The following is a 26,258-nucleotide window of genomic DNA, read 5'->3' on the forward strand; positions in this document are numbered from 1 at the left end:
GCTGTGCCACGACTCCATTATTCGGTGCTTTCGGTGTGCCAGCTCCTGCACAGGTGCCTGCCGTTAACCCTGTACCATGCACGGTCAACGAATCGATATTGGCAAATTCTGTCGCTACTGTGGTTTCCAGGCGCAGGGTGTTGTTGCCTGCATTTAACGCTAAGGTAAATGCACTGGAGTTGGTCCAGCTGCTCCAGGCTCCGGTCTTAGGGAAGGGCAGGGCATGGGCGAGTAGAACGCCATTTACCCGGATGGCCGCCTGGGTTGCCGATTGCGTTCCCGCATTGGCATAGCGAAATTGAACGGTGTAATTGCCAGCCTGTGCGACTTGCACGGCCCAGGTAATACCTTTACCCGCCTCGTTGCTGAGATTGACATACTGGTTATTGGTCGCGCCGGCATGAGCGCTTTGCACCGCACCATCGTAACTGCAAAAGCCGGAGGTATTTTCTTCGAGCGTTAAGGCCCAGGTGTGATGACTGAAGAGAACAACGAGAAAAACACTGAGTGAGCGAAATACTGAAAAAGACTGCATCCGGCAGACTCCCTTTTTTATCAATAACAATCCACCGCTGAGGCAAAGCGCCCCTGCGGATAATCCGAGGTTATTGACAGAATAAGTGCCGGATAAATGTGCGCGATTATTCTTATGGTATCGCGTCAGTGAGAAGAACCGGGGATGCTATCAGAAAAAAATGAAAAATCCAGTGCCAATTTTGCGGGTTACTTTTGGTAACCAGATCAGGGGTAATCTATGCATCCTTGCGGTTGGACAATGAATAAAGCAAAACACGCAGCAGGTTGATAACCCGCTGCGCTTGTTCGCTTTAGAAGGTAGCGCGCAAGGTCACTTTCATATTCCTCGGTTCACCATAGCGATTAGAGGTGGATGACAAGTAGGAATAGTATTTTTCATCCAGGGCGTTATCGGCATTAACGCTGACTGTGAAGGTTTCGTTGATGGGATAACTGGCCATGATGTTGACCAGTGCATAGGCTTCCTGGCGGGCGGAGATGGCACCGTAGCGGCCTGTCAGCCATTCACTTTGATAGTTAACCCCTGCACCGATGGTGAGTTCATTGGCAAACAGATAGGTGGCAAATACCCGCGCAATATGTTCCGGTGTGGTTTCATTAAATACGCGTCCCTGGTTGGCTGGGTCCTTTTCGTACTCTGTGGTGTTATAGGTATATCCCAGTGACATATTGAGGCCCGGTAAGACTTCTCCGCGCAGCTCGGCTTCGATACCTTCGCTAATCACTTTACCGGCGGAAATATTGCAATAGCCATCGCCGCCGTTTTGCGGGCATTGTCCTGCACTGCTTTCATCGCGGATGGATCGATTGATCTGGTTAATGCGGAAGGCTGCAAGGGATGCCATTAAGCGGCTGTCATTAAAGCTGCCTTTGATCCCCGCTTCGTAGACATTACCTTGTATGGGATCAAGCAGGTTGTTGTTGATGTCCCTTGCACTTTGCACCACGAAGGTATCGGTAAAGCTGGCATAGAGGGTATAGGTGTTATTGAGGTCGTAGGTTAGCCCGACATAGGGCGTGGTAATGTGGTTTTTTTCGTAGTGGTTGCCACGGCTGGGTACTAATTGGTTGGTGACATTACTTTTGTATTGATAGTCATATTCAAAATCGCTTTGCCTGACGCCCAGGATCAGGTTGAGGGGATCGGCAAGGCTTAACCGGGTTGTGATGTAGGTGCCGGTTTGGATGCGCTCTTCATACGAACGTCCGCCATCCTGATCGTAGCGCGCGGGTATATAGGGCAGCAGGTAGGGATTGTAAGTATTGAGGTCAACGGTTAACAGGGGCGCGGGAGCGGTACCGACCCGATTCCACAGGCTGTAGTCTTCCAGCACGACATCCCAGCTGGTCCAGCGGCCAGGGTTATCACTTTTTTGATAGTTGGAGCCAATAACGAATTGGTGTTCCCGGCCGAATAAAGTGAATGGTCCCTTGGCAAAGACATCGGCAACATCCAGGTTCTGGTCGTATTGGTAGGCATATTTGTTGACGTTGCCCTGCGGGTTTGCCGGATCGAATTGCGCCGCACTCACAGGGGCGAGGCTGGTAAACATCATATCCATCTGGTAATTGGCTTTGACGTAAGCGCCTTTTACCGACCAGCCACTATCAAATTGGTGGGATAGGTCAATAAAGGCGTCGGTGTTTTCCTTGTCCCAATAATCGCCGTAATTGCAACTGCAATTTTTGCGGCTTAATTCCAGGTCTTCACCGGTGATCGGGTTGCGTGGCAAGTTGTGCGCGGCAATGGAGTCTTCGGCTTGGCGTTTGTACCCGACATTTAACAGGGTGTTCTCCGTCAAATCCGCGCTCACAATACCGTATATCAAATTAATTTCGCGGGTGACGGCCGTCATGTAGGAATCGCCGTCCTGGGATACTCCGACAAGGCGTCCACGCACTGTGCCACTTTCATTGAGGCTGTTGGATACATCACCTTCAAGGCGATAGGTGTTCCATGATCCATAAGTAAACGCAGCATTTGCCTGGAGCTCGGCAGTGGGTTTTTTGCGGATAATATTGATCGTTCCCGAGGGCTCGCCCGAGCCCTGCATCAAACCAGCGGCACCGCGCAATACTTCAATGGTTTCGACCATGGCCATATCCGGTTTGGACGAGGCGACGTTGGAGGCATTAATGGGCACACCATCGTATTGCAGCAGGTTGGAGTTCCAGCCATCACCCACATTAAATCCGCGAATGGAAAAGTTGGTTCGCTCCGAGTTGTCACCGGTCAACACCACCCCGGTGGTATACAACAGCAATTGCCCCAGGTTAGAGGCGCCCATGTCATCAATTTGCTTGCGCGTAATCACGGAAACAGATTGCGGTGTTTCCTTGATATCAATATCCAGTTTGGTAGAGGTACTGGCTTTTTTGCCGGTGTAGTTGACCTCTTCAACGGTACCGGCTTCAACCATAACCGTGGGGAGTGTGCCAGCCTTGGCCTGTGGTGTTGAGGAGGCGTTTTGCCCGTCGGCTGCATAAGCCGAGGCAAGGTAAGTTGCCATGAAAATAGCGAGGGCTGTTTTGGCTGGGGCGGTACTGGCCAGGGAAGTTATGGGAAGAACCTTCGCGCGGAGGTTGCCGGTGTTCATGTAGATGGGCTCCTGATATTAGGGGTAATAATAACCACTTGTTAATTTATGTTAAATGATAATAAGTATCGTTAAAAGGGGCAGCGGCAGGTGCAATGCGCAGGCAATCGGAAGTCCTTTTGGATTTCTTATAAAAATCAAAGGGATGCCAACAAGGAGGGCGGTGGAAAATTTATGGCTCTGGTGGGGGGAAGGGCTGGATTAAAAAGCGGGAGTTAAGGGCTTACCTCCCGCGCTTCGTCTACAGGCTGTGGTACTGATACCAGTGGTTGGCGATGTCGATGCGCCGGCAGACCCACACGTCCTGATGGGCCAGTATGTGTTGGATAAATCGCTCCAGGGACTGGATCCGACCGGGGCGGCCAATGATCCTGCAGTGCAAACCTATGTTGAGCATTTTGGGAGAATGTTCGCCTTCGGCATAAAGTGCATCGAAGGCATCGCGCAGGTAGGTAAAAAATTGCTCACCCGAATTAAAACCCTGCGCTGCGGCAAAACGCATGTCGTTGGTATCCAGTGTGTAGGGGATGATCAGGTGCGGCCTGCCGTAGTCCCGGGTCCAGTAGGGCAGGTCATCGGCATAGGAGTCCGAGTCATACATAAAGCCCCCGGCTTCCAGCACCAGGCGGCGGGTGTTGGGGCTATCGCGCCCGGTGTACCAACCCAGTGGGCGAGAGCCGGTCAACCGGGTGTGTATCTCGATAGCGGTACGGATATGTTCGCGCTCCAGCTCCAGCGGCATAAATTGATGATCGATCCAGCGATAGCCATGGCTGGCAATTTCCCAATCGGATTGCAGCATGGCTTCCACGGCGGCCGGGTTGCGTTCCATGGCCATGGCGACAGCGTAGACAGTAACGGGTAACTGGTATTTGCCGAAGAGCCGGTGCAAGCGCCAGAAACCGGCGCGACTGCCGTATTCGTAGAGGGACTCCATACTCATATGGCGCGCTTCGTAAGCGCGTGCGCCGATAATTTCCGACAGAAAAGTCTCCGAGGCCGGATCGCCGTGGAGCACACAGTTTTCCCCGCCCTCCTCATAGTTGATAACAAATTGCACGGCGATACGTGCCCCACCTGGCCAGCGGGCGTGGGGCGGCCGGGGGCCATAACCCATCAGGTCGCGCGGATAAGTCATAAAAACGCCTTAATCAATAAACAAATTGCACAGTGCATGTAATTTCAATGCCTTATCAGAGCCAATCAAATTCTGTGCCAGTGTACAGGCTTGTATTGGGTAGGATGGATAGGCAAAAGCCGCAATATTACTGGGCAAAAAAGGAATTCATGCACCAGATTAAAACAAATCTCGACCATTTGGACAGGATATTGTCGGTGCTGGGGCCTGTAAATAACGGCTTCGGCTTACTGGTATCACAATTGCATTAACCCTTGCGCCCGGTGCTCTGCCGAGCTGTTTCCCCGCTATCACGCATCTTTCATCAGAAAAAGAGAAATCGCTATGTTATTGCGCAACCTGTCCTTTGCCCGTGTTGCGGGCAAGTTCTTCTGTATTGTCGGGTGTTGGGCGGTCAGCCAAACCTTAATAGCGCAACCCATGTTGGCCCAGCCTGCGCCGCTGTACCCCATTCCCTCCCAGCCTGCCCTGGCTAAACCCGAGCTGGTTGATGATGCCTGGTTCGAAGATTTTAAAACCAGGGCAACTGATGCGGAGTTGTATACCTTTTTATATGCCATGCCCAAGGGCGGTGATCTGCATAACCACATGAGCGGTTCCGTGCTGTCGGAGTGGATGTACGAACTGGCACTGGCGCAAAAAGCCCATGGCTACATTTTTTATACCAAGGTCAACATTAATAATTGCCGTGCATTTGGCAACAATGAATTTGGTCGGCGTCCCTATTTATTACTGTTCCATAACCTGCTCGAATCCAGTTATGAAAAATTACCGGATTGTGAAAAAGCAGAGTATAAGCCCCTGGCGGAATTGAACGAGAAAGAAAAGGCTGGCTGGCTCGATAGCATCCGTTTGAATCACGAGCACGAAGGGCGCGATGAGTTTTTCCAAACCCATTGGCAGCGCATGGATGAACTGCTCTATAGCCCTTATATGGAAGCGGAAATGCTCTACAGAAACATGCAGGCATTTGGCGCAGAGGGATTGATCTACCTGGAGTCGATGATGGGCTCCGGCGGCTTCCGCACCCCGGATGGAAAGCCTATTGCCAATGATGAGGTAGTCGATATTTATCGCAAACGCTTGCAGCAAGCTGATGCCAAGGCCACGGGTGTCACTGTGCGCCTGCAAGAATCTATTTTGCGTTTTGCACCCAATGCAGAATTGCAATTGATTAGGGCCTACGAATTAGTCGCGCGTCACCGCGACCTGTATGTGGCCGTCAATATGGTGGGACGCGAGGATAACGACAAGGGCTATCCACTGCGCTTTGCCCAAACCCTGCGCGACCTGCGCAAAAAGTACAACAACGTGCGCTTGTCGGTTCATGCCGGTGAAGTGGATGAGCCCAATTACCACATCCGCGACACGCTGCTGATCGGCGCTGATCGTATTGGCCACGGCGTCAACCTGATCAGCGACAAAGAGTTGTTGCGCCAGATGCGCCACGGTCCCTATATGGTTGAGATCAATTTGATTTCCAACCTGCTGCTCGAATACATCGCCAGTTATGACCAGCATCCATTCCCGGAATATTTGCGCCTGGGTATTCCTGTCGCCTTGTCTACCGATGATCGCGGCATGTGGGACTCCAATCTCACCGACGAATTTTTTGTGGCGGTGAAGGAATACAACCTCAGCTGGGCCGAGCTGCAAGCCCTGAGCCGCAACTCACTGCAATACAGCTTTGTTGAAGATGACATCAAGCAGCAATTGCTGGCCACCTATGAACGGCGTGCCCGGCAATTCGCCAGGCAATTTCGCCAGAAGGGTGTGGCCAGCCTGAAGGGGGTTAAACCTGTGTCCTACAGCTTTACCTGCAAGCGTTACCAACTCTGTGATTTTTGAGGGGGCGGCCATGCAACATCCTGGTTCATCCAGGCTGTGCATGGCACATGCTTTTGCATCATCAGGGAGCTTTTCTATTCGGTACCAGGAATGTAAAAACCTGTATTTTTATATTAATAAACAATTGAACTGTTTTTTATTGTTTTTAATTTATTGAAATATAAGGAAATTAATTGTTTATTTGTAAAATGTAACCAATTGGACAGGAAATGGCACGGCGCTTGCTCAATCCGCTTGGTTGTTCTGGTACTACTAAATATTAGACCTTGGAGTGCTCACTCATGATCATACTGAACCGTTTCACGCCGAAAAAGCTTGCGTTAATGATTAGTCTGGGGTGCGTTATATCTGTTCCTGCTGCCATGGCGCAGGACACCAAAGAAGACGTGGTTGAATTGGAAACCTATACCGCAGAAGGACAGGTAGAAGACACCATGGGCTTGATGCCTACCGAACCGGTGAAATCGGTATTTGGCTTTGGCAAGACCATCCTTGAAACCCCGCGCGGTGTTACCTCGGTAAGCGCCGACATGATGGAAAGCTATGCCATCACCGATATCGATGACCTGGTGCTGATTTCCCCCGGTGCTTTTACCCAATCCTTCTTTGGTGTGGCCGGCTCGCTCGATGTGCGCGGTACGCCCGGTGAAGTTTATTTCCGCGGTGTTCGCCGTGTGAATAACCCCGGGAACTATCCCACTCCGATTGGAGCCACTGACCGTATCGACATTGTGCGCGGCCCGGCCTCGCCCATTTATGGCCCGTCCAAAATCGGGGGCTACCTTAATTTCGAGCCCAAGTCTGCCCGTGCAGAAACCGGTCAGTTCCTGGAAAAACCGACAGGGAAAATATCGCTGACCCGCGGTAGCTGGGATAAGAATGTTGTCTCTGCCGAAGTAGGCGGCCCGGGTTCTATCGGTGAAAAGAGCCTCGGTTATTATCTCTATGCTGAAACCGAAAATTCTGGCAGTTACTACGAAAACTCCGGTACCGACCAGAATATTTTGCAAGCCTCGTTCAACCTGGATTTTAGCGATAAAACCCGTTTTGAATTCGGCGGAATGTACCACGAGTACGATGGCAACCAGGTAGCTGGCTGGAACCGCCTGACGCAGGACCTGATCGACAATGGTACTTACATTACCGGCTCCCCGACATCTGTTGATACCGATGGAGACGGTTATAACTCACCGGACGAATACGATGCGTGGATTGCGTCTTTTGGTGGTGGAGGCTTTTTTGTCAGCCCTGGCGATGTTGTCAATGGTGATATGAAATCTGCCTGGGCGTTGCAGGATGTCGGTACCACCAAGCTCAAAGGCAGCCAGACCATGGTGGCACCGGAAGATCAGTTGGTGACGACGGTGACGACCCTGTATTTCGATGTGATCCACAATGTCAGTGACAGCTTTACCATTACTAACAAGGCGTTTTACGAGAAGTTGGAGAACATTAACGAAAATGCTTATGGCTTTTCGCAATTTGTGGATACCTACGCCTTCGAAGACCAATTGATTTTTGCTTTTGAGGCAGAGCACGCTGATTGGTTGAAAGCCAGCTACCAAATATCACCCAGCATTCGCTACACCGACTTCAAACAAGGCGATGACTTCGATTACGAATATTTTGATCGTCGCGATTTGTCCAAGCCTTCCACCGCCCTGGATAGAAAACTGTTGGCAACGGTGACCGACTCGGATTATGCCAACTATTTGGTCGGCGACTTTACCGATTATGGTTTGGCTTTTCTGGCGGATTACACCATCGCTGAAAAACTGGGTGTTCTCTTGGGGGCACGCTATGACTACCTGGACTTGAATTCCACACAAGTTGGAGAAAAAAGGCGTGGTACGCCAGCGGATGTTGTTGCGTCGGAAACAGAGGATGGCACCTCCTGGACAGCGAGCATCTCCTACAAAACAGATTTTGGTTTAACGCCTTATATCACCAAATCTACCCAGGCAACCATCGTGATGGGGCAGGGATCTGAAATTTCCCCTGACCTGATCAATGGTGGAAATGCGATTGCAGATTCTGAGCTGGAGGAGGTTGGTGTAAAAGGCAGCTTCTTTGATGATCGTCTCTATGTTGCGGCAGCCTGGTTTGAGCAAACCCGTACTAACTACAGTGCGCAGGATCAGGTCAGTAACAATACTACCGAATCGAAAGGTTACGAATTGGAAGCCCGCTTCCTGATAACCAGTAACTTCACGATGACGGCCGCTATGACGCACCTGGAAATTACTAACCTGACAGCACTTGATGGTGGCTCGCAGTTTGGCTTTCTGGGGGCTGGGGACCTGACCGGTGTTACTGATCCTTCACTGTTCTATGGATATGTTATGAAAGGCCTGAATGGTGTGGCCAGTGAAGATGACGCTAAAAAATCCGGTATCCCTGAAAACATGTACAGCCTGACCGGTGCCTATGACTTTGGTAATGGTATCCGCTTTACCGCAAGTGCGGTTAAGGCTGATGCCACTTATTCCGGTTTTTCCAGGGCGATTAAGCTGCCTTCCTACACCCTGTTAAACGCCGGTATCAGTTACACCACCGACGAATGGACCTTTGGTTTGCAGGGTAAAAACCTGACGGACGAGCGCTACTTCCGCGCTAACTTCCCCGACCTGTTTGGCAGCACCATCGTGTTGCCGGAGTTGCCGCGTCACTTTGTAGCGACGGCGTCGTTCAAGTTTTAAGTCGTTGGCTTTTATATTGATGATGTGAACGGAGGCTTGCGCGGCAAGCCTCCACAACAATCGAGGTTGATTATGTTTTTGCGTAAACCCCTGGGCGCTGCATTGGTCGCAGCTGGCCTCTTCGCGCTGCCAGCGCTGGCGGTAGAGGAAACCTTGCAGAAGCAGGAGAGCATTGACAAGAGCGCGGCGCTCAGTCAGGCGCGTATCGATGCGCTGGCAGATCAGACGGCTGACGATTTGCAGGCCTTTCGCACGGCATCACAGCGATTGGAAAGTTTGACTATTTTCAATCAGCAAATGGCGAAGCTAATCGCCTCGCAACAGACCGAAATCAATAGTATCCAGCGGCAAACGGCGGAGATAGACAATATTGAAACCGGTGCCTTGCCGTTGATGTTGAAAATGACTGATACCCTTGCCGATCTGGTGAAGGTGGATGTGCCTTTCCTGAAAGAGGAGCGCCAGGAGCGGATTGATAACCTGAAAGCGCTGATTGATCGTGCGGATGTTACCGCTGGTGAAAAATATCGCCGCATCATGGAGGCTTATTTAGTTGAAGTGGAATACGGGCGCACCATCGAAGCCTATCGTGGTGAATTGGTCATTGATAGCGAAGCGCGCACGGTAGATTTTTTACGTATTGGCCGCGTTGGCTTGTATTACCAGACACTGGATGGCAGTGAAACCGGACACTGGAACCCGCAGCAAAAAGCCTGGCATATGCTGGGAAGTCATTATCGTGTTGCTGTGCGCGACGGTTTGCGTATTGCCCGCAAACAAACGCCGCCAGAATTGCTGACACTGCCTGTCAGTGCACCTGCCAAGTGAGGATACGCTGTTATGAAATCGATGTTTAACCTTATTCCGCGCGCTATCGCAGGTTGCCTGGTGATGGGAATTGCCCTGGGTGGCCATGCGCAATCGGCAGATTCGCTCAACAGCCTTTATCAGCAGATATCCAAAGAGGTCAGCGCAGAGGCTGCACACAATACCGAGCGCGAACAGCGTTTTCGCGCCGCGGCCAGCGAACAGAAAGCCATGTTGGCTGATGTAAAAGCCAAGCTTGCCGTAGAAGAAAAAAAGCGCGATGACATGAAACAGGTGTTTGATGCGAATGAAACCGCATTGGCGGAGTTGAGTACCCAGTTAAGCAAGCGCACCGGTAACCTGGGCGAATTGTTCGGTGTGTTTCGCCAGATGGCGGGTGATACCCAGCAGTTGCTGTTTGATTCCTTGATTACCGTGGAGTACCCCGAGCGCAAGGCGCTGATCGAATCCCTCGCCAGTACCAAAGAGGTACCGACGATTCCACAGATGCAGCAATTGTGGACGTTGATGCTGCAGGAGATTTCCCAGTCGGCGGTGGTGAGCCGTTTTGACACCAGCATTGTTAAACCCAGTGGTGAAGCCTACACCGCCCCCGTCACACGGGTAGGGACATTTAACATTGTGAGTGGCGATAAATACCTGAACTACGTATCCGACAGCCAGCAGTTGGTTGAGTTGGCCCGTCAACCATCCGGCTCCGTTCGCTCGACCGCGGCAGGCATGAGTAAGGCCAGTGGTGGCAGTGTTGATTTTGCACTCGATCCCTCGCGCGGAGCCCTGTTGGGTTTGCTGGTGCAATCGCCCAGTTTTATGGAGCGTGTGCATCAGGGTCAGGAAGTTGGTTACGCCATTATCCTGCTGGGATTTATCGGCATGCTGATTGTGGCTGAACGCATGATCAAACTTTCACGCATCTCGGCATTAATGAAAAAGCAATTGAAAAATATGGGGCGGGCGTCCGACGACAACCCGCTGGGACGCATGATGCTGGCTTACTACGAAAACAAACACCTGAAAGATTTGGATGTGTTGGGCAAAAAACTCGACGAGGTCATCTTTAAGGACCTGGCGGAATTGCGCAAGGGTTTATCAACCATCAAGGTGATGGCTGCCATTGCGCCGCTGATGGGCCTGCTGGGTACAGTGACCGGTATGATCGGTACCTTCCAGGCCATTACCCTGTTCGGCACCGGCGATCCCAAGCTCATGGCCGGCGGTATTTCCCAGGCGCTGGTAACCACAGTGCAAGGCCTGGTTGTGGCGATTCCGCTGTTGTTGTCGAGCAATATGCTGGGCAGTCGCGCACAACAGCTGGGCAAGGTAATTGGTGAGCAGGCCTCGGGAATGATCGCCGAAAAAGCGGTTGATATTGCCCAGTCCAAGGCCTGAAACAAGAGGTAATTGCCATGAACCTGGCTTCATCCCTCAGTGATTTTCTGAATACCGGCGGCAATGTACTCTGGAGTATTTTGCTGGTGACCTTCTGGTTGTTCTTTCTGATCATTGAACGTTATTGGTTTTTCCTGCGTGAATATCCGGCACTGCGCCAACAGCGTCGCGATGCCTGGAATGCGCGTGTCGACAAATCGTCCTGGGTTGCAGAGCAGCAGCGCAAGCAGCTGCTCTCGGAACTGGATTGCATGATGTCGCAACGCATGACATTAATTCCGGCATTGATCGCCCTGCTGCCCATGCTCGGGCTACTGGGAACGGTGACCGGCATGATCCAGGTCTTTGAAGTGATGGCTTACCTGGGGTCGGGCAACCCGCGCGCCATGGCCAATGGTGTGAGTGCGGCAACGATTCCCACCATGGCCGGGATGGTGATTTCACTGCTGGGCATTCCCTTTGCGACCGAATTAAAACGCCGTTACTTGCGTGAGCTGCGCGAAAACGCAGAGGCTATGCCGACGCATTAAATATGCTGGTTACCGATAGTTGCTATCGATAGCCTTGCGATAGCGGATTGATTTTCCAGGCACTGGGTGCAAGAGAGTTTGTTATGAGCGATAACCGTTTTTTACTCAACGATGAAGAAGAAAGTCAAATTGACCTGACGCCCATGCTCGATGTGGTATTCATCATGTTGATCTTTTTTATCGTGACCTCGACCTTTGTTAAGGAGTCCGGGGTGGATGTCACCCGCCCACAGGCAGAGACTTCGGTCGTCACTGAATCTAATGCAATTCAAATTGGCATCACCGCCGCTAACCAGATTTTTATGGACAAGCGCCAGATTGATAAGCGTGCGATTCGCGCCAACGTGGAGAAATCGCTGGCGGAAAATCCGGGCGCCTCTGTAATTATTGTGGCGGACCGCGATTCCAACACCCACACCCTGATTGAAGTCATGGACCAGGCGCGCCTCGCGGGAGCCACCTCGGTTTCTGTCGCTTCGGAGAACGACTAATGCTTGCCAAATACAGCGTCAGCCTGGCAGGTGCGATGGTATTGGCAGTGCTGGTGTTTTTATCCATGCGCCTGCTGATTGCGACCGATGGTATTTTCCAGGAGCCAGACAAGAGCCATACCTACCTGAATTTTGTGCGTGTCGATAATCGCAATGACGATGTGAATACCAAGGATCGTCGCTTGCCCGAGCCGCCACCGCCACCGGAGACACCACCGGATGTGCCGGATTTGAGCAACCAGATGATGGCCAACACAACCGACCTGAGTATGCAGATGCCGAAAATCGGTACCCAGGTTAACAAGGGCAGCGGGCCGTTCCTGGGCACCTTGTCCGCGGGTGATGGCCTGTCCGGTTTTGATACCGATGTGATTCCGGTCGTGCGTGTTCCGCCCGCCTATCCACAGCGCGCAAAGCAGGCGAAGTTGGAAGGGCGCGTCACCATGGCGGTGACAATCCGCCCGGACGGTACTGTGGCCGATGTGCAGGTACTGGAGTCAGATCCACCGCGCCTGTTTGACCAGGCGGCGATCCAGGCGATGCAGCGCTGGAAATTCCGCCCGAAAATTGTGAATGGTAAACCGGAGTCCCAGCGTGCGCGCCAGACGATGGAATTCAAACTGAATCAGTAATAGCAGATTCATGGTATTCACTGAATTAACAAGTAGTGCTATTTGAAACAGGTATTGCTATGCGAGTTCGCTCACAGGTTTTTGCTGCCAACACTATCCGTTACATGCGCCGGTTTGTGCGCGTTGGCTTACTGGTCGCTGCCGTCACTGGCGCCCCTTCGGCACTGGCGGCAGGCAATTCGGTCAGTGCATCCACGTTTAAAGAGCTGACCAGTATCCAGGAAAAAATTTCTGCTAACCAGACGGCAGCCGCACTGCAGGATTTAAAAGCCTTGCATGCCAAAGTCGAAAAGGATTCCCTCGATGAAGCACTGGTATTGCAAATGCTCGGTTATACCGAAATGGGTAATAACAATTATGCCAATGCAATTGATTACCTCAAACGCAGCCTGGCGCTCAATAAGCTGCCGGAGAATGTGAAATACAACGTGGGTTATATGGTTGCCCAGCTTTATGCCGCGCAGGAGAAATACCAGGAGGCCCTGATATTTGCCGAAGCGTGGTTTAAAACCCTGGCATCACCGACGCCGGATCAGGCTATTTTCATGGCTAACATTTTTGCCCAGACCGGTGACTACGCCAAGGCGATCCCCTACGTAAAACAGGCAATTAACTCGGGTAAGGAACCGCGCGAAAGCTGGTTCCAGTTGTATATCGCCTGCAGTTTTGAGTTAAAGGATTACGCCCAGGCGGCAGAGGCATTGCAAGCCGCTATTAAACAATGGCCTAAAAAGTCCGAGTACTGGGAGCAATTGGCCAGCGTATATGTGTTGCAGGGAAAAGATATGAAAGGGCTCGCCAGTTTGCAGCTGGCCTGGAAGATGGGCGTGTTGGAAAAAGAAAGCTCTATTCGCTCCCTGGTGCAATTATCCGTCACCAAGGGCGTACCGGAAATGGGGGCGCGCCTGCTGGAGTCTGCACTGGGTCAACAGGTGGTGCCGCGCAATGAAGCCTGGGTGGATTTGCTCGCCAATGCCTGGCTGGCTGCGCGGGAAACAACACCGGCTGTGACGGTATTTGAAGAGTTGGCCGGTATTACCGGCAGTGGTGATCCCTATGTGCGCATCGCCAATATTTATGTGGAGCAGGCGAAGTGGAAACCGGCAGAGCAGGCCTTGCGTAAAGCGCTGAATGCCAAACTGAAGGAACCGGGCAAGGCCTGGTTGATACTCGGGATTGTCATGACGGAGCAAACCCAATTCGACCAGGGCCTGGAGGCGTTTCGCAAGGCGCGCGCCTATGCCTATAGCGAAAAGCAAGCCGGTTCCTGGTTGAAGTACGCTGAAGATTTGCGCCGCCAGCATAACTGGGTAACGCGCAACCAGTCCGAGTCCTGATGCGGTGAGGCCGCTGAATAGAAGAGAGTTGTTTATGTCGTTGTATCGTTTTAAACCGGTGTTGGTGTTATGGCTGTGTTGTTTTGTGTTCATCCCGCTTGCCGCCAGTGCAGCAGTGCCTGCTGATATTCCCAGGGCGCGTATTGCTGTGATTGGCGGGACTTTTTTGAACGATATTTTTTTCTATCGCGATGTGGTGAAGAAAGAATTTACGCTGGAAACCACATTGGGTACTTCGCCCAAGATCTATTACGCCGAGTGGGACGGTATCCCTTTTTACTATGTGCACAACCACGGCGATGGCCAATGGCAGCAAACCTGGGTGGCGCTTTATGACCTGGGTGTGGAGGAGGCAATTGGTGGCGCGACGGCAGGTGCGATTAATCCCAGCATGAAAGTCTATGACTACATTATTCCGCACGACCTGATTGATATGAATATTGATCGGCCGCTGGGTTTTCCGAAGCAAGTGTATCGCGATCCCAATGCGATTCCCCTGCCGCGCCTGACACCGGCGATGGACACGGACCTGCGTCAGATCCTGCTTGAACAGACCCGCAAAGCGATCAAGGCGGACAAGCGTTACAAGTCGTTCAAGGTGCACGATAAGGGTGTCATCGTGCAGGCGCGCGGCGGGCGCTTTGAAACCGTAGCGGAAATTAAGATGTTCGGCCAATGGGGTGGCGACCTGGTGACCATGAGTGTGGGCACCGAAATAGTCTACGCGCGCCAGCTGGGCATTAACTACGCCACTGTCGTGGTGATTTCCAATCCGGCGGAGGGAGTGGGTGAGTGGGACTTCTCGCTCATGAAAGAACTCTATCCGGTGATTAATCCACTGAGCCTGGACATTGTCTTGAATTCGTTAAAACCCATTGCGGCCTTGCACGGCAAACCCCGTGTGGCCGATGGCCTGATCAACCACCCTGAAATGACCTCACAAGCGCAAAAGGATCACTGATGAAAACTATTAGCCGACTGTTGTTATCGTCTGTGCTGGCCCTGGCTGTGCTGACGGGCTGCTCCGAAAAACCCACCGAGACGGTAGCGACTGCCGCAGTAGTCGCAGCACCGATTCCGGTGAAATTTGTGGTGGTGACCATGTTTGAAATTGGAGAGGACACCGGTGATAAAGCCGGTGAATTCCAATTGTGGAAAGAGCGCCAGAAGCTGGATACCCGTTTCCCCTTTCCCAATGGCTATCACGATATTTACATGAATGAAACAACCGGCGTGATGGGCATAGTGACCGGTATAGGAACGGCCTACTCCACGGCCAGCATCATGGCCCTGGGAATGGACCCGCGTTTTGATTTCAGCAAAGCCTATTGGCTGGTGGCGGGGATTGCCGGTATAGACCCGGAGGACGCCTCTATCGGTTCGGCTGCCTGGGCGGAATACCTGGTCGATGGCGACCTGGGCCATGAAATTGATGCGCGGGAAATTCCTGCTGATTGGGAAACCGGTTATTTTGCCCGGCATACCCAAAAGCCCTATGACCCCAATAAGCCGAAGCCGACCGGTGAAATGTGGCGTTTGAACCCGGAGCTCACCGAGTGGGCCTATCAACTCACCAAAGATATTGAATTGCCGGACCTTCCCGGTTTGGCCGATACCCGCGCGCTTTATACCGGACACCCTAATGCGCAAAAACCGCCCTTTGTACTCAAGGGCGACCAGTTGGCGGCCATGACCTTTTGGCACGGCGCCATCATGAATGACTGGGCGAACAAATGGACGCGCTATTGGACCGATGGCCAGGGTGAGTTCGTTACCTCGGCGATGGAGGATACGGGTACCTATTTATCGATCAGCATGCTGCACAATATCGGCAAGGCTGACAAAAATCGTTTGATGGTGCTGCGCACCGGCAGTAACTACACCATGCCACCACCCGGTGTTAGCGCAGTGGAAAGCCTGCTGGCGGAAAACGAAGGCTATGCCGGCTTGGATGCCTCACTGGAGTCTGCCTATATTGTAGGGACGGCGGTGATGGATAAGATCCTGAGCCATTGGGAAACCTATAAGGATAAGCTGCCGACACCCGCGGACTTGCCATAGTGTTCAGTGTCAGTGGTATGAGTGGTGTTGTCGTGTGCCGGGCCGGTTATTGTTTAATACGCAAGAGTTAACTTCATGTCGTTAGATCAACGTGTCTTCGCTTGGCGGGGACACTATGTGCATCCGAGTCCATCCTCCACCCGCTTATCCGGCTTGCGCCTGGGCGTTAAGGATTTATTCCATATCGCCGGGTTGCCCACCGCCGCTGGTAATCCGGATTGGCTGCGCACCCATCCTGTGCCCCGGCAGACCTCGCCCGTGGTTGAAGCCTTATTGGCCGCCGGTGCGCAACTGATCGGTAAAACCCAAACCGATGAACTGGCCTACAGCTTGAACGGATTAAATAGCCATTACGGCGCGCCACGCAATCCTGTGACGCCGGAGCGCTTGCCCGGTGGCTCTTCCAGTGGTTCTGCCGTTGCGGTAGCCGCACAGGAAATTGATATCGGTTTGGGAACTGATACCGGTGGCTCCATCCGGGTGCCTGCCAGTTACAACGGCCTGCTGGGGATTCGCACCAGCCATGGAATCATTCCCAGCGACCATATGGTTCCACTGGCGCCGGCATTCGATACAGTCGGTTGGCTCACCCGCGATGCGCAAACCCTGCAGGCGGTGGGCGAGGTGTTGCTACCGCCATCCCTGTCGGTATCTGCGCGCAAACCCTGGCGTGTATCACTCCTGTTGCCGGAGATGAACGGCGCCGCACTCTGGACCAGTGCACACCAGCAATGGCTGGACAGCCAACCGGTGTTGCAGGTATTTAAGCCGCTGTTTGTGAAACAGGCGTGGCTGGCGCGCGCGAGTGAAACCTTCCGCGTATTACAGGGCTATGAGATCTGGTGTACCCATGGCGTCTGGATTCAACAGCAGCAACCGCGTTTTGCGCCGGATATCCAGGCGCGTTTCCAGTGGTGTTCGCAATTAACGCAAGACCAGCAGCAACAGGCTGAGCAGATGCGCGTGCAACTCTGCCGGGAGATTGAACACTGGTTCGACCAGGTGGACCTGGTTGTCATGCCCACCACACCCGGACCGGCGCCCTTGTTGGGGGCCGATGCCGCCTGGATGGACGCCTACCGCCGTCAGCTGATGGGGCTGACATCACCGGCAGGCCTGGCGCGGTTGCCGCAAATCCATTTGCCGGTATTGCAGCAACAGGGCGCACCGGTGGGCGTGTCCCTGTTAGGACCACACCGATCCGATAAAGCCCTGTTACAAGTCGCCACTGAATTAATGAACGGGAGTCTGGCGTAATGCGTTATGTCCCGGCTTTTTCTGCCCCCCATGCCCAGGCGGCACAGGTCGGCATGGAGATATTGCGCGAGGGCGGCAATGCACTGGATGCGATGATCGCCGCCGCGTCTGCGATGACGGTGTTATACCCGCATATGAACAGCCTGGTGGGTGACAGTTTCTGGTTAATCCATAAACCGGGTGAGGCGCCGTGTGCGATTGATGCCTGTGGTGCTGCCGCACAATTGGCCAGTATTGACTGGTATCAACAACAGGGCCATGCACAGATTCCCGGGCGCGGCCACCTGGCTTGCGTCACACCGGGCGCAACCCTGTCCGGTTACCAGCGCGCGCGCGAACTGGCGCAACAATGGAGCCTGGCCGAGGCCTTGCCCTTATCGCACTTGCTGGCTCCTGCCATTGCCCTGGCGCGCGATGGCATTCGTGTAACCCGCAGCTTGCAGCAGGCCAGCGCAAAGCTATTGGCCGAAAATGCCGGCAATGCGGCGTTCCGGCAATTATTTACACCGCGCCAGCAGGTGCTGTGCGAGGGCGATTACCTGTGCAATCCCGACCTGGCCAACACGCTGGAATTATTGGCTGCCAAGGGTTTGCACGCGATATTCAACGGCGACCTGGCAACACACACTGCTGATTACCTGTCGCACGCGGGCAGCCCCCTGCGCCTTGGCGATTTGCAACAAACCCGGGCGCAATTCGTCACACCACTTAGCGTGCAAACGCGCGTTGGCCAGTGCTACAACTTGCCAGCGCCCACACAGGGTGTGGCGTCACTGATGATCCTGGCACTCTACGATCGTCTTTACCAATCCGATTGGTCTGACGTGGAGCGCGTGCACGCCCTGATCGAATGTACCAAGCAGGCTTTTCTGGTGCGCGATGCGCAGGTCGCTGATCCGCGCCGCCTGAGTGCGCAATGGCCGCAGTTGTTAACCGATGATTATCTGGATGCACGCGCAACACAGATTGCGGCGCAGGCATTGCCCTGGCCGCATATTGCCCAACCCGGTGACACTGTCTGGATGGGCTGTGTGGACCAGCAGGGGGTGATGGTCAGTTTTATCCAGAGTATTTATTGGGAATTTGGTGCAGCGGTGGTGATTCCCGCTACGGGACTGGTGTGGAATAACCGCGGTGTCAGTTTTCAATTGGATGCCCAAGCGCGCAATGCCCTGCTGCCGGGGATGAAACCTTTTCACACGCTCAACCCGGCCCTGGCATTACTCCAGGATGGTCGCCGTATGGTGTATGGCACCATGGGTGGTGAAGGGCAACCGCAAACCCAATCAGCCTTGTTCACCCGCTATCTCTATGACGGTGTTCCCCTGGCGGACGCCATTGCGCGCGGGCGCTGGCTGCTCGGTCGCACCTGGGGCGACCAGCAACAGGATCTGAAACTGGAACAGGATTTATACGAGCAGGTGGGTGACGCCTTGCGCGCGCGTGGCCATCAGTTGCGCGCTGTTCCCCTGCACAGTGAACTAATGGGCCATGCCGGCGCTGTGGTCAGCCGCCGCGATGGTAGTGCCGATGCAGTGAGCGATCCGCGCAGCGATGGTGCCGGTGTGGTGGAGCATACCCATGAGTGATCTATTGCAGCAATGGTTGCCCACCATGATCGCCATGCTGGCCACGGGCGCCTGCGCGGGCATACTCGCCGGCCTGCTCGGGGTGGGCGGCGGTATTGTCATCGTGCCGGTGCTGTATTTTGTCTTGCAGGGGCTGGGTGTGAGTCCGGCAACGGCAATGCTGGTGGCTACCGGCACATCGTTATTGGTAATAGTACCCACCAGTATTTCCTCCATGCGCGCCCACCACAAGCGCGGTAATGTCGATTGGGCCTTGATCAAGCGCTGGTGGCCCTGGATGGTCATCGGTGTTATTGCCGGCAGCAGTGTGGCCCTGCGGGCCAAGGGTTTATTGCTCAGCACCGTGTTTGGTGTGATCGCCATCCTGGTTGCGCTCAACATGTTGTTGCGCGCTAAGTCGCCACCACTGGCCCGGCAATTACCCGGTGCTGTGGGGCAGGGCAGCATGGCGGGAGGCATAGGATTTTTTTCGGTCATGATGGGCGTTGGCGGCGGCACCATCGGTGTGCCTCTATTGACGGCCTGTAATTATCCCTCCCATCGCGCCGTTGGTACGGCATCATTTTTTGGTTTACTGATTTCCATTCCCGGTGCCCTGGCAATGTTATTCGCCAGTACGCCCGCCGACGCCCCCGAGGGCATGATCGGTGCGGTAAACCTGCCCGGCTTTGCCCTGATCGTGCCGCTCACCGTGTTGCTTGCTCCCGTGGGTGCGTGGCTGGGGGCGAAATTGGATGCGGTGATGTTAAAGCGCGTATTCGCTGTTTTTTTGTGTATCAGTGGCGGTCGTATGCTGATGCAAGTGGTGCAGAGTTTATAAAGGCACAGCCAGCTGTTGTGTTGAGAGTGGAGATTTACCATGTCAAATGAATTCACGGTCGATGCCGCCTTGCTGCGGCCCTTTGCGCCGCCGCCGCGCCTGTTGATGGGGCCGGGCCCCATCACCGTAGACCCGCGCGTGCTGCGCGCCATGTCAGCGCAACTGGTCGGCCAATACGATCCCGCCATGACGCAGTGCATGAATGACACCATGGCGCTCTATCGCGCGGTGTTTAAAACCAATAACCGCTGGACGCTGTTGGTCGATGGCACTTCGCGCGCGGGTATCGAAGCGGTATTGGTGTCCCTGGTGGAACCGGGCGATAAAATCCTGGTGCCGATCTTCGGTCGCTTCGGTCACTTGCTGTGTGAAATTGCCGAGCGCGCCGGTGCCGAGGTGCACCGCATCGAGCGTCCCTGGGGGGAAGTATTTACAACGGAAGAAATTGAGCAGGCTATCCGGCAGGTGCAGCCCAAGGTATTGGCGATTGTGCAGGGCGATACCTCCACCACCCTGTTGCAACCGCTCGAACACCTGGGGGCGATCTGTGCGCGCTACGGCGTGTTGTTTTATTCCGATGCCACTGCCTCGATTGGCGGCAATCCATTTGAGACCGATGCCTGGCAGCTGGATGCCGTCTCCGTGGGTTTGCAAAAATGCCTCGGCGGCCCCTCGGGCAGTGCGCCCCTGACACTGAGTGAAAAAGCCGTCGAGCGCATTCGCCAGCGCCGCCATGTCGAAGCGGGCATTCGCACCGCACAGCACCAGGTGGGCAGTGGCCGCCGTATCGCCTCCAATTATTTTGACCTGGGCATGATCATGGATTACTGGGGTGAAGAGCGCCTCAACCACCATACCGAAGCTACCACCATGCTCTACGGTGCCCGCGAATGCGCGCGCATTTTGTTGGAGGAGGGGGTGGATCAATCCATTGAGCGCCATCGCCTGCACGGCCGTGCCATGGCCGAAAGCCTGGCGGCCATGAACCTGCAACTGTTCGGCGACCAGCGCTACAAAATGCACAATGTTGTCGGTGTATACATCCCTGACGGCATTGCCGGTGAAGCGGTGCGCAGCAGCATGCTGAACGATTTTGGCATTGAAATCGGTACCTCCTTTGGCCCATTGCACGGCAAAATCTGGCGTATCGGCACCATGGGCTATAACGCGCGCAAAGATGCAGTATTGCAAACCCTGGCTGCACTGGAGGCGGTATTGCGTCGCGCCGGCCACGCCATGAGTGCCAATGCCGGTGTGGATCGCGCCCTGGCCGTTTATGCTGAAACAGCGGATATCCGCTAAGGAGCCCATCGATGATTCCCTCTGTAATAGCCAGCGATTTTTCCGCGATTCCCCTGCTCGATTTGCCCGCCAGCCGCGAATTCCTGGCGGCTATGCCCAAGGCCGAATTACACATGCATATCGACGGCGCGCTATCGCCGGCCATGATGTTCGAGCTGGCGCAGCGCAACCAGGTGAGCCTGCCTTACCAATCCATAGCGGACATCGAAGCCGCCTACCAATTTACCCATTTGCAAAGTTTCCTCGACTTGCTCTACCTGGGCGCCTCGGTGCTCAAACACGAACAGGATTTTTACGATGTAACGCGCGATTATTTCACGCACTGCCACGCGGACAATATTCGCCATACCGAACTGTCGTTTGATCCGCAAACCCACACCGAGCGCGGTATTCCATTTGCCACGGTTATCGGTGGCATCTTGCGCGCCATGGCCGATGCCCAGCGCGACTGGGGTATCAGCTCGGCCTTGACCATGGACTTCCTCCGTCACCTGAGCGCGGCCAGCGCCATGAAAGCCCTGGAGCAATCCCTGCCCTGGAAAGCACAGATCAAAGCGGTGGGACTGGACAGCTCGGAAGTCGGTCATCCACCGGGCAAATTTACCGCGGTATTTGCCCGCGCCCGCGCCGAGGGTTACCGCATTGTGGCCCACGCCGGTGAGGAGGGGCCACCGGCATATATTTGGGAGGCGATTCATGAATTGCAGGTTGAACGCATCGACCACGGTGTGCGCGCCGACGAAGACCCCCAGCTCATGCAATACCTGCGCGATACCCAAATTCCCTTAACCGTGTGCCCGCTTTCCAATATACGCCTGTGTGTATTCGAGCGAATGGAGGAGCACAACCTTATCCAACTGATGGATGCCGGTTTGCGTGTGATGGTGAACTCCGATGATCCGACCTATTTTGGCGGCTACCTCAATGACAATTTCTTTGCACTGGCCGATGCCTTTGGCCTGACGCGCCGGCAGGCTTTGCAACTGGCCCACAACAGCTTCACCGCCAGTTTTATCAGCGATGAGGAAAAGCACAGGCACATTGAACAGTTGCACCGTTTTGCCCAACAGTTTCATTAACTGTCATTTTCTTGATGCGAAGGATATTGCCGTGCAGGCCCTGAGACCCTCGGAGACAAGGATGTCGACGAGGAGCCCCATGGATGGGTTCACGGCGTGTCTCAGGGCCTGCACGGCAATATCCGCTACCAGAGTTATTGTTCATACCGATGGGAGATATTTCCGGAATGAATGCTGATTTATCGATTGCCCATAAAGTCATGAACTGGTGCGACCAACTCGCCACTATCAGTGCATCACCCGACAACATCAGCCGTTTTTATCTCACGCCCGAACACAAACGCTGCAACACTTTGGTTGCTGAATGGATGCAAGCCGCTGGAATGTCCACCTGGATCGACGCGGCCGGCAATCTGTGCGGCCGCTATGAAGCCAGCACCGCGCAGGCCAAGACACTCCTGCTCGCATCGCACCTGGATACTATTCCCAACGCCGGCGCCTACGACGGCATACTCGGTGTCATGGTGAGTATTGCTGTAGTAGCACAACTGCACCAGCAACAAAAACGGCTGCCATTTGCTATCGACGTGATTGGGTTTGGCGACGAGGAAGGTACCCGTTTCGGCAGCACCCTGCTTGGCAGTCGCGCACTGGCTGGCACCTGGAGCGAGGCTTGGTGGACGCTCAGTGATAAAAACAGTGTCAGCCTGCACCAGGCGTTTACGGCATTTGGTTTGTCACCGGAAGCCATCCATCACGCCGCACGCCGTTCACAAGACATCCTCGCCTACCTGGAGGTGCACATCGAACAAGGCCCCGTACTGGAGCAGGAAAACCTCGCGCTTGGCATAGTCACGGCGATTGCCGGTGCCCGCCGTTTTTCGATTGAGGTACAGGGATATGCCGGCCATGCCGGCACTGTGCCCATGGACCTGCGCCGGGATGCCCTGGCCGGTGCAGCAGAAGGCATAGTGCTGGTTGAAAAAATTGCCAAAGAGTCCGCTGTTGTGGCAACCGTTGGCCAGCTTGAATGTGTCCCCGGCGCCGTCAATGTAATTCCCGGTCGCGTGCGTTTCACCATTGATATTCGCTCGGGCAGTGATACCTTGCGCGACCAGGCATTGGAAAAAATCCAACAGGCATTTGCCGAATGCTGCGCTCGACGAAATCTCAAGACCAACTGGACCGAAATCCACAACGCTTCAGCCATTGCCTGTGCCGACTGGCTGCAAATATTGCAAGCCGATGTACTCACACAAATGCACTTGCCGGCCTATCGGTTGATGAGCGGTGCCGGTCACGATGCCATGGCCATGGCAGCCATTTGTGATGTCGCCATGTACTTTGTGCGCTGCAAAGGCGGTGTCAGTCATCATCCCGATGAATCCGTTAAGGTTGAGGATGTTGCACTCGCCATACAGGCACTCTCTTTAACCCTGCTCAACCTCGCACAATAATGATCGCTACGGGACCTTCTCATGGATAAGCTGTTTATTACTGCCAATGACTTGCTGCTTGACTCTTTTCGCCTTGCCGAGCAGATCTATCAACGCGGTTTTCGTCCGCACTTTATTGTCGGTGTATGGCGTGGTGGCTCCCCGGTCGGGATTGCGGTACAGGAATATCTCGAATACGTCGGTGTCACCACCGACCATATCGCCATCCGCACCTCGTCCTATTACGGCATCGACAAACAAAGCAAGGATATCCGTGTGCACGGCCTGGACTATATCGTCAAAAACGTGGACGCCGATCAGGAACTTTTGATTGTGGACGATGTGTTTGACTCGGGGCGCTCTATCAAAGCCATCATCGACGAAATCAAACGCAAATCGCGCCGCAACACGCCCAACACCATCAAGGTGGCCTGTCCCTGGTACAAACCCACACGCAATGTCACCGACATCAAGCCCGACTTCTATGTACACGCCACCGACCGCTGGCTGGTATTTCCCCATGAGCTGTGCGGATTAACCCCCCAGGAAATATTACAAGGCAAGGGGAGTGAGATCGCTGACACTATTGCGCGCGCTACGGATACGGGGCAGTTTGGTAAGCCATAAGTGTTCGTTAATGGTATAGGTGATAGCTGTTAATGGAAGTCTGTGCTTGTTAACGAATACGAAGGGCGTTAGCCCTGGGCGATAATATAATTACGCCCACTCCGCTTGGACAGGTAGAGACGTCTGTCCACCATATGGATAAAGTCCAGTAATTGGTTCTTGGTACCGGGTGTCACACTGCTGACACCAAGACTGATACTCAGTAGCTGACCAACTTGGGATTGGGCGTGGGGAATTTGAAAATTGCTTTGCGACAGCGCTCTGCCACAGTGGCAGCCGAGTCGAACATGCACCGATTGGCGCCTCCCGTGAGGCTGGCGTATTTTCTTATTCGCTAACCACAGGGCCTGGTGGATTTTTGGCAAACCAGTCCACAATCATATCCATATTTTGTTCGAAGCCTCCCGGGGCCGAAATATTCAGTGCTCCGGCACGGCTGCCGGTGCGGTTCTGGAAGTCATGGGGGGTACCTCCCGGCACCAGGACAAATGCTCCCCTGGGGCAGTCCACCCATGTGCCGTCCACGAAGAAACTCATCGTGCCTTCAAGTACATAAAAGACATCATCTTCCGGGTGAGCGTGGATTCCGGGGCCTTGGGTATTCGCTTCCAGCCACCACTCTGAAATGGAGTATTGGCTCGCTGTTTCTCCCTCATCGGCCTTGAAGGTTGCCGACATATTACCCATTTGGTAGTGACGGCCGTCTCCGGGGCGAAGGACAATGGTTTTGCGGGTAGTGTCTGTCATAGTGGGCAGCTCATTGGTGTTATTTAGCCTATCGAGAGGTGATATGGGATTCTCCTCCTGACTACCTATACAGAAACATCCGGGTTTTTGGCAAGTGATTAGCGATTACGTGTTTCGTGAAACTCTTTAAAAATCTGCGCCGGTTCAGTTTTGCGACAAACTTTTATCAAGGGGTAGCCTTGGTCTTTTTTGAGTGTACCGGTGGTTTTGGCATCCAGGTGCGCACGGGGTTTTCCATTAAAAATGGCACCCGGACAGCACAAGATGCCGGGTGCAGGATGGGACATTATTTTGCGGAGGGAATGGTTTTTTCGTAGGCTTTCCAATCGTTAATCAACGCTTGTGCGACCCGATTACCCAGGGCATAGGCCGCTTCGATGGCGGGCAGGCCTTTATCGGGATAGGGGGCTGTGGTACTCCAGGCAGCTGTTTTACCCGGTGGCGGTGCGCTGAAGTTGCTCACCGTGCGCAGCACCAGGATGCGCTGGGTATCCACCCGTCCCAGCTTGGCCATACGATGTAATGCGGTCAGGGTGCCGTTATCTTCCATATTGGTTGTCATAAAGTTGCTGTCTTTACCGGCGTGCAGGTGCATCCAATCGTTAGCCCATTCATTTAATTTCCAACCGTGCCAGTAGGTGCTGGAGCCAATGGTATCGCCAATGGTGACGAAGGGCGGGCGCAGGGCCTGGGGATAGCCGGTGTATTGTTCACGGAAGGCTTTCATGGCCGGGGTATCGGCAACAGGGTGATCTTTGGTTAGCTGGTACGCCCAGTTCACCAGGCCGGGATTGAGTGCGTAATGAATGGTATCGACGGTCCAGCCGGTGGATTCCTGGTTAGGCTTTTTGGCACCCAGGGGAATCAAACCGTATTGCCAGTCTTTGGGAATTTCACGGCCATCAATTTCATACAGCAAATCGCCGTCTACAACATGTTTAGCCCACACACCTGTGCCCAGCGAGACATCGAGCGGATCACCACCGCCGATGCCGGCGATAATCCAATAGGCTTTGGACAGGTCAAAACGTGGGTCCATACCCAGTGCCATAATCGACGCCGTGGCATTGGTCACACCGCCGCCGGTGCAAATGGCGAGCAGGCCGGTGTCATTCATATGCAGGTCATAGAGGCCCAGTGGAAATGGGAAGGTGTTATCGAGCTTTTGCCGCTCGATCCACAATTGGTATTCACCGGGTTGATCGCCGCGCACCTCGCCGTGCTCAAACATACTGACCACGACTACTTTGACCGGTATGGCGGCCTGTGCATTAAGGGCGACCACCAGACTGGCCAGGACTAGCAGGGCGCTGCCAATTAAATTCAACATGAAACTACCTCACAGGGACTCAATGGAAAACTCTCTTTCGTTAA

The 26,258-nt window shown here is 54.0% G+C and carries 22 protein-coding genes and 1 pseudogene; 17 read left to right on the forward strand and 6 right to left on the reverse strand.

Annotated features, from left to right (window positions below):
- Positions 1-139: 139 nt before the first annotated feature.
- From CJA_RS19955 to puuE, 3 genes and pseudogenes are all read right to left on the reverse strand, one after another.
- A pseudogene (locus CJA_RS19955) lies at positions 140-535 on the reverse strand (carbohydrate-binding protein); the annotation flags it as partial.
- A 292-nt stretch (positions 536-827) separates the two neighbouring features.
- Positions 828-3,134: a TonB-dependent siderophore receptor gene (locus CJA_RS02750; RefSeq protein ID WP_012486240.1), complete on the reverse strand. Its 2,307-nt coding sequence runs from the start codon at positions 3,132-3,134 to the stop codon at positions 828-830.
- 241 nt (positions 3,135-3,375) lie between these two features.
- Complete coding sequence (gene puuE, locus CJA_RS02755; RefSeq protein WP_012486241.1) at positions 3,376-4,272, reverse strand: allantoinase PuuE; 897 nt, start codon at positions 4,270-4,272, stop codon at positions 3,376-3,378.
- Positions 4,273-4,596: 324 nt separating this feature from the next.
- Here puuE and CJA_RS02760 point away from each other — a divergent pair, with 324 nt between their 5' ends.
- The 17 genes from CJA_RS02760 to CJA_RS02840 all read left to right on the forward strand — a co-directional run bounded on the left by CJA_RS02760 (position 4,597) and on the right by CJA_RS02840 (position 24,137).
- Positions 4,597-6,120, forward strand: a complete 1,524-nt coding sequence (locus CJA_RS02760; RefSeq protein ID WP_012486243.1) for an adenosine deaminase family protein — start codon at positions 4,597-4,599, stop codon at positions 6,118-6,120.
- A gap of 281 nt (positions 6,121-6,401) precedes the next feature.
- Positions 6,402-8,819 (forward strand): TonB-dependent siderophore receptor, encoded by a 2,418-nt coding sequence (locus tag CJA_RS02765; RefSeq protein WP_012486245.1) that lies wholly within the window; start codon positions 6,402-6,404, stop codon positions 8,817-8,819.
- 72 nt (positions 8,820-8,891) lie between these two features.
- Positions 8,892-9,647: a DUF3450 domain-containing protein gene (locus tag CJA_RS02770; RefSeq protein ID WP_012486246.1), complete on the forward strand. Its 756-nt coding sequence runs from the start codon at positions 8,892-8,894 to the stop codon at positions 9,645-9,647.
- Between the two features lie 12 nt (positions 9,648-9,659).
- Positions 9,660-11,036 (forward strand): MotA/TolQ/ExbB proton channel family protein, encoded by a 1,377-nt coding sequence (locus tag CJA_RS02775; protein WP_012486247.1) that lies wholly within the window; start codon positions 9,660-9,662, stop codon positions 11,034-11,036.
- A 17-nt stretch (positions 11,037-11,053) separates the two neighbouring features.
- Positions 11,054-11,566 carry a MotA/TolQ/ExbB proton channel family protein gene (locus CJA_RS02780; protein WP_012486248.1) on the forward strand — a complete coding sequence of 171 codons (513 nt, stop codon included), beginning with the start codon at positions 11,054-11,056 and terminating at the stop codon, positions 11,564-11,566.
- Positions 11,567-11,649: 83 nt separating this feature from the next.
- Positions 11,650-12,057, forward strand: a complete 408-nt coding sequence (locus tag CJA_RS02785; protein WP_012486249.1) for an ExbD/TolR family protein — start codon at positions 11,650-11,652, stop codon at positions 12,055-12,057.
- Positions 12,057-12,689, forward strand: a complete 633-nt coding sequence (locus CJA_RS02790) for an energy transducer TonB (protein WP_012486250.1) — start codon at positions 12,057-12,059, stop codon at positions 12,687-12,689. The genes CJA_RS02785 and CJA_RS02790 overlap by 1 nt, the downstream gene beginning before the upstream one ends.
- Before the next feature lie 59 nt (positions 12,690-12,748).
- Positions 12,749-14,026 carry a tetratricopeptide repeat protein gene (locus CJA_RS02795; RefSeq protein ID WP_049765389.1) on the forward strand — a complete coding sequence of 426 codons (1,278 nt, stop codon included), beginning with the start codon at positions 12,749-12,751 and terminating at the stop codon, positions 14,024-14,026.
- A gap of 34 nt (positions 14,027-14,060) precedes the next feature.
- The gene (locus tag CJA_RS02800) at positions 14,061-14,987 is read left to right on the forward strand and encodes a phosphorylase family protein (RefSeq protein WP_012486252.1); all 927 of its coding nucleotides are present in this window, start codon (positions 14,061-14,063) and stop codon (positions 14,985-14,987) included.
- On the forward strand, positions 14,987-16,087 hold the full coding sequence (locus CJA_RS02805; protein WP_012486253.1) for a purine nucleoside permease: 1,101 nt from the start codon (positions 14,987-14,989) through the stop codon (positions 16,085-16,087). The genes CJA_RS02800 and CJA_RS02805 overlap by 1 nt, the downstream gene beginning before the upstream one ends.
- A gap of 75 nt (positions 16,088-16,162) precedes the next feature.
- Positions 16,163-17,344, forward strand: a complete 1,182-nt coding sequence (locus tag CJA_RS02810) for an amidase (protein ID WP_012486254.1) — start codon at positions 16,163-16,165, stop codon at positions 17,342-17,344.
- On the forward strand, positions 17,344-18,933 hold the full coding sequence (locus CJA_RS02815) for a gamma-glutamyltransferase family protein (RefSeq protein WP_012486255.1): 1,590 nt from the start codon (positions 17,344-17,346) through the stop codon (positions 18,931-18,933). The genes CJA_RS02810 and CJA_RS02815 overlap by 1 nt, the downstream gene beginning before the upstream one ends.
- Entirely contained in the window at positions 18,926-19,753 is an 828-nt protein-coding gene (locus CJA_RS02820; RefSeq protein ID WP_012486256.1) for a sulfite exporter TauE/SafE family protein, read from the forward strand. Before CJA_RS02815 ends, CJA_RS02820 begins: the two co-directional genes overlap by 8 nt.
- Before the next feature lie 39 nt (positions 19,754-19,792).
- Positions 19,793-21,055 (forward strand): pyridoxal-phosphate-dependent aminotransferase family protein, encoded by a 1,263-nt coding sequence (locus CJA_RS02825; protein WP_012486257.1) that lies wholly within the window; start codon positions 19,793-19,795, stop codon positions 21,053-21,055.
- Positions 21,056-21,066: 11 nt separating this feature from the next.
- Entirely contained in the window at positions 21,067-22,134 is a 1,068-nt protein-coding gene (locus CJA_RS02830; protein WP_012486258.1) for an adenosine deaminase, read from the forward strand.
- Between the two features lie 167 nt (positions 22,135-22,301).
- A complete protein-coding gene (locus tag CJA_RS02835; RefSeq protein WP_041550976.1) occupies positions 22,302-23,531 on the forward strand; it encodes an allantoate amidohydrolase in 1,230 nt (409 codons plus the stop codon).
- 21 nt (positions 23,532-23,552) lie between these two features.
- On the forward strand, positions 23,553-24,137 hold the full coding sequence (locus CJA_RS02840) for a phosphoribosyltransferase (RefSeq protein WP_012486260.1): 585 nt from the start codon (positions 23,553-23,555) through the stop codon (positions 24,135-24,137).
- A gap of 68 nt (positions 24,138-24,205) precedes the next feature.
- On the opposite strand, the gene CJA_RS19290 is transcribed toward CJA_RS02840, so the two are convergent.
- From CJA_RS19290 to CJA_RS02855, 3 genes are all read right to left on the reverse strand, one after another.
- Positions 24,206-24,430, reverse strand: coding sequence for a diguanylate cyclase domain-containing protein (locus CJA_RS19290; RefSeq protein WP_202944174.1), 225 nt, complete (start codon positions 24,428-24,430; stop codon positions 24,206-24,208).
- Positions 24,431-24,464: 34 nt separating this feature from the next.
- Positions 24,465-24,884 carry a cupin domain-containing protein gene (locus CJA_RS02845; RefSeq protein WP_012486261.1) on the reverse strand — a complete coding sequence of 140 codons (420 nt, stop codon included), beginning with the start codon at positions 24,882-24,884 and terminating at the stop codon, positions 24,465-24,467.
- A 286-nt stretch (positions 24,885-25,170) separates the two neighbouring features.
- On the reverse strand, positions 25,171-26,214 hold the full coding sequence (locus CJA_RS02855; RefSeq protein ID WP_012486263.1) for a purine-nucleoside phosphorylase: 1,044 nt from the start codon (positions 26,212-26,214) through the stop codon (positions 25,171-25,173).
- Positions 26,215-26,258 lie beyond the last annotated feature (44 nt).

It is taken from the genome of Cellvibrio japonicus Ueda107, assembly GCF_000019225.1.
GTDB lineage: Bacteria > Pseudomonadota > Gammaproteobacteria > Pseudomonadales > Cellvibrionaceae > Cellvibrio > Cellvibrio japonicus.

Bases quoted from the DNA above. Each gene is read 5' to 3' on its own strand.
- CJA_RS02765 (WP_012486245.1), top strand. From the start codon at position 6,402: ATGATCATACTGAACCGTTTCACGCCGAAAAAGCTTGCGTTAATGATT.
- CJA_RS02820 (WP_012486256.1), top strand. From the start codon at position 18,926: ATGAGTGATCTATTGCAGCAATGGTTGCCCACCATGATCGCCATGCTG.
- CJA_RS02750 (WP_012486240.1), bottom strand. From the start codon at position 3,134: ATGAACACCGGCAACCTCCGCGCGAAGGTTCTTCCCATAACTTCCCTG.
- CJA_RS02810 (WP_012486254.1), top strand. From the start codon at position 16,163: ATGTCGTTAGATCAACGTGTCTTCGCTTGGCGGGGACACTATGTGCAT.
- CJA_RS02815 (WP_012486255.1), top strand. From the start codon at position 17,344: ATGCGTTATGTCCCGGCTTTTTCTGCCCCCCATGCCCAGGCGGCACAG.
- CJA_RS02780 (WP_012486248.1), top strand. From the start codon at position 11,054: ATGAACCTGGCTTCATCCCTCAGTGATTTTCTGAATACCGGCGGCAAT.
- CJA_RS02855 (WP_012486263.1), bottom strand. From the start codon at position 26,214: ATGTTGAATTTAATTGGCAGCGCCCTGCTAGTCCTGGCCAGTCTGGTG.
- CJA_RS02805 (WP_012486253.1), top strand. From the start codon at position 14,987: ATGAAAACTATTAGCCGACTGTTGTTATCGTCTGTGCTGGCCCTGGCT.
- CJA_RS02845 (WP_012486261.1), bottom strand. From the start codon at position 24,884: ATGACAGACACTACCCGCAAAACCATTGTCCTTCGCCCCGGAGACGGC.
- CJA_RS02840 (WP_012486260.1), top strand. From the start codon at position 23,553: ATGGATAAGCTGTTTATTACTGCCAATGACTTGCTGCTTGACTCTTTT.
- CJA_RS02770 (WP_012486246.1), top strand. From the start codon at position 8,892: ATGTTTTTGCGTAAACCCCTGGGCGCTGCATTGGTCGCAGCTGGCCTC.
- puuE (WP_012486241.1), bottom strand. From the start codon at position 4,272: ATGACTTATCCGCGCGACCTGATGGGTTATGGCCCCCGGCCGCCCCAC.
- CJA_RS02760 (WP_012486243.1), top strand. From the start codon at position 4,597: ATGTTATTGCGCAACCTGTCCTTTGCCCGTGTTGCGGGCAAGTTCTTC.
- CJA_RS02800 (WP_012486252.1), top strand. From the start codon at position 14,061: ATGTCGTTGTATCGTTTTAAACCGGTGTTGGTGTTATGGCTGTGTTGT.
- CJA_RS02830 (WP_012486258.1), top strand. From the start codon at position 21,067: ATGATTCCCTCTGTAATAGCCAGCGATTTTTCCGCGATTCCCCTGCTC.
- CJA_RS02785 (WP_012486249.1), top strand. From the start codon at position 11,650: ATGAGCGATAACCGTTTTTTACTCAACGATGAAGAAGAAAGTCAAATT.
- CJA_RS02795 (WP_049765389.1), top strand. From the start codon at position 12,749: ATGCGAGTTCGCTCACAGGTTTTTGCTGCCAACACTATCCGTTACATG.
- CJA_RS02825 (WP_012486257.1), top strand. From the start codon at position 19,793: ATGTCAAATGAATTCACGGTCGATGCCGCCTTGCTGCGGCCCTTTGCG.
- CJA_RS02835 (WP_041550976.1), top strand. From the start codon at position 22,302: ATGAATGCTGATTTATCGATTGCCCATAAAGTCATGAACTGGTGCGAC.
- CJA_RS02775 (WP_012486247.1), top strand. From the start codon at position 9,660: ATGAAATCGATGTTTAACCTTATTCCGCGCGCTATCGCAGGTTGCCTG.
- CJA_RS02790 (WP_012486250.1), top strand. From the start codon at position 12,057: ATGCTTGCCAAATACAGCGTCAGCCTGGCAGGTGCGATGGTATTGGCA.